Below are 2,629 nucleotides of genomic sequence, written 5' to 3'. Positions count from 1 at the left end.
TCGTATGCGGCATGATTCTGCTGCATCCGGCTTTCCTGGCCGCATCGGTATTATTGTCCATGCTGTATTATCTGACAGCAAAGGGGTGGCAGGGCTGGAAGTTCGTGGGAGGGATGATTCCGTTATTACTGGTATTGTCCCTGATGAATCCGGTGTTTAATACCTATGGGGCGCATGTATTATTCCGGTACGCCGGTGGCAGACCCTATACACTGGAAGCCCTGTGTTATGGAGCGGCCCTCGGTGCCATGATGGTATCGGTGCTTATGTGGTTTGCCTGCTACAATGCAGTCATGACCAGTGACAAGTTTTTATATTTATATGGAAAAATGGCACCGTCGGTGACCCTGATCCTGACTATGGTGCTGCGCCTGGTTCCTTCTTATAAGAACAAGGTTACACAGCTCAACGGGGCAAGACACTGCATTGGCAAGGGCACGGATACGGGAGATAAAAAAGAGAGGATGGAGCACAGTATGGTGCTTTTATCTACGCTGACCAGCTGGGCACTGGAAGGAAGTGTCATTACGGCAGACAGCATGAGAAGCCGTGGTTATGGCTGTGGAAAACGCACCACCTTTTCCATTTACCGTTTTGAAAACAGAGACAAAGTGCTGCTGGCGGTGATGATTCTGCTGGCGTCCCTCGTGGTCTTCTGTGGGATACACGACGCTGCATCTGTCACTTATACACCGCAGCTTTCCATCCAAAGCTGGCAGAATTCATATACAAAAGCGGGGCTGATGGCTTACATAGCTTTTCTGGCCATACCGTCAGCCGTAAATATATGGGAGGAAGCGAGATGGCTCAATTTGAAATCAAAAATCTGACATTTACCTATCCGACAGCAAAGAATCACCCGGCGCTGTCGGATATCAATCTGAATATCGAGCAGGGGGAATATGTAACGGTCTGTGGGCGAAGCGGAAGCGGCAAGACCACCCTGCTGAAGCATTTGAAAAGTGTTCTGGCACCTCATGGGAAGCTGGAAGGTGAAATTTTATTTGAAGGGAAAAACTTAAAAGATACGGATCTGCGTACCCAGTCCTCCAGGATTGGCTACGTGATGCAGAATCCGGATAACCAGATCGTCACAGACAAGGTCTGGCATGAACTGGCCTTTGGACTGGAAAGCCTGGGGACAGATCAGAAAACCATCCGTCTGAGGGTGGCAGAAATGGCCAGTTACTTCGGCATCCAGGGATGGTTCCACAAGAATGTGAATGAACTGTCCGGCGGCCAGAAGCAGCTGCTGAATCTGGCATCCATCATGGCTATGCAGCCGAGTGTACTGATTCTGGATGAGCCGACCAGCCAGCTGGATCCCATCGCCGCATCGGATTTCCTGAATACGGTGAAGAAGATCAACAGGGAACTGCGTACCACGATCATCATTACCGAGCATCGTCTGGAAGATATCTACTACTGCTCAGATAAAGTAGTGGTGATCGAAGACGGGAAAATGATTGCAAAGGATGAACCGCGGAAAGTGGGTGATTACCTGAAGAAGTGCGGCAATGAGATGTTTACTGCCATGCCGACTCCGGTACAGATCTTTTACGGTGTGGGTGGAAAGGGCAGATGTCCCTTAACCGTCCGGGAAGGCGCAGAATGGCTGGATCAGGTGTTTCAAGACCATGCCCCACGGGTGACAGCAGTGGATGATACACCGGAAGCGGATCTTGACCCGGATAACATTAAGAACCCGGCGGTGCTGGTGAAGGAAGCCTGGTTCCGTTATGAAAAGGACAGCCCGGATGTGCTCAAAGGAGTCACCCTTCAGGTTCCCAAAAATGTGCTCTATGCCATAGTAGGCGGCAACGGAACGGGTAAATCCACCACATTAAAAGTGATCAGCAATATCTGTAAGCCTTATCGAGGAAAAGTACTGATCAATGGCAAAGAAGTGAAAAAGTATAAGTCCGGGGAGCTGTTCCTGGGTAATCTGGCCATGCTGCCGCAGGATCCCCAGAGCCTCTTTGCAAAGAAGAGTGTGCAGGAAGAACTGGAAGAGATGCTGACCGGAAGCAAAGAGGAAAAGGCAGAAAAGGTGGCGGAAATGGCAGAACTTTGTGACATTACCCGTCTGCTGAAGAGTCATCCCTATGATTTGTCCGGTGGCGAGCAGCAGAGAGCGGCACTGGCGAAGGTGCTTCTGACAGATCCGAAGGTCTTACTGCTGGATGAACCGACCAAAGGCATCGACAGCTTCTTCAAGCAGAAGTTTGCAGATATCATGATGAAGTTAAAGGAGCGGGGCGTGACGATTATTATGGTATCCCACGATGTGGAATTCTGTGCCCGGTATGCGGATCTGGTCAGCATGTTTTTTGATGGCGGCATCGTCACCACCAATACGCCGAACCGTTTCTTCTCTCACAACAGCTTCTATACCACGGCAGCCAACCGTATGAGCCGGCATGTGTTTACCAATGCCATTACCAATGAGGATGTGATCGAATTATGTCAGAAAAACAGATAGAAAAGAATAAGAAAAAGATACCAGCCCACACCTGGATCAGTGTAGTGGTGATCTGCCTGATGATCCCGGTGGTGCTACTGGCTTCCCGTTACTTTGGCAACCGGAAGTATTACCTGTGCAGCATGGTGCTGATCATTTTATCCATGG

Annotated in this window: 2 protein-coding genes; both read left to right on the top strand. The window is 49.9% G+C overall.

Going from position 1 to position 2,629, the window contains the following annotated elements; all coding sequences use genetic code 11:
- On the top strand, positions 1-830 hold an 830-nt coding region (locus OCV47_RS08550; RefSeq protein WP_262654692.1), incomplete at its 5' end, for an energy-coupling factor transporter transmembrane component T.
- On the top strand, positions 803-2,482 hold the full coding sequence (locus OCV47_RS08545; protein ID WP_262654691.1) for an ABC transporter ATP-binding protein: 1,680 nt from the start codon (positions 803-805) through the stop codon (positions 2,480-2,482). The genes OCV47_RS08550 and OCV47_RS08545, both read left to right, overlap by 28 nt.
- Positions 2,483-2,629: the final 147 nt, after the last annotated feature.

This window comes from Muricoprocola aceti (assembly GCF_025567005.1).
Taxonomy (GTDB): Bacteria; Bacillota; Clostridia; order Lachnospirales; family Lachnospiraceae; genus Marvinbryantia; species Marvinbryantia aceti.
Note: the sequence above shows the minus strand (reverse complement) of the source record. Positions and strands in the feature narration are given on the sequence as shown.

Excerpts from the sequence above, each read along its gene's own strand:
- OCV47_RS08545 (WP_262654691.1), top strand. The coding sequence starts at position 803 with ATGGCTCAATTTGAAATCAAAAATCTGACATTTACCTATCCGACAGCA.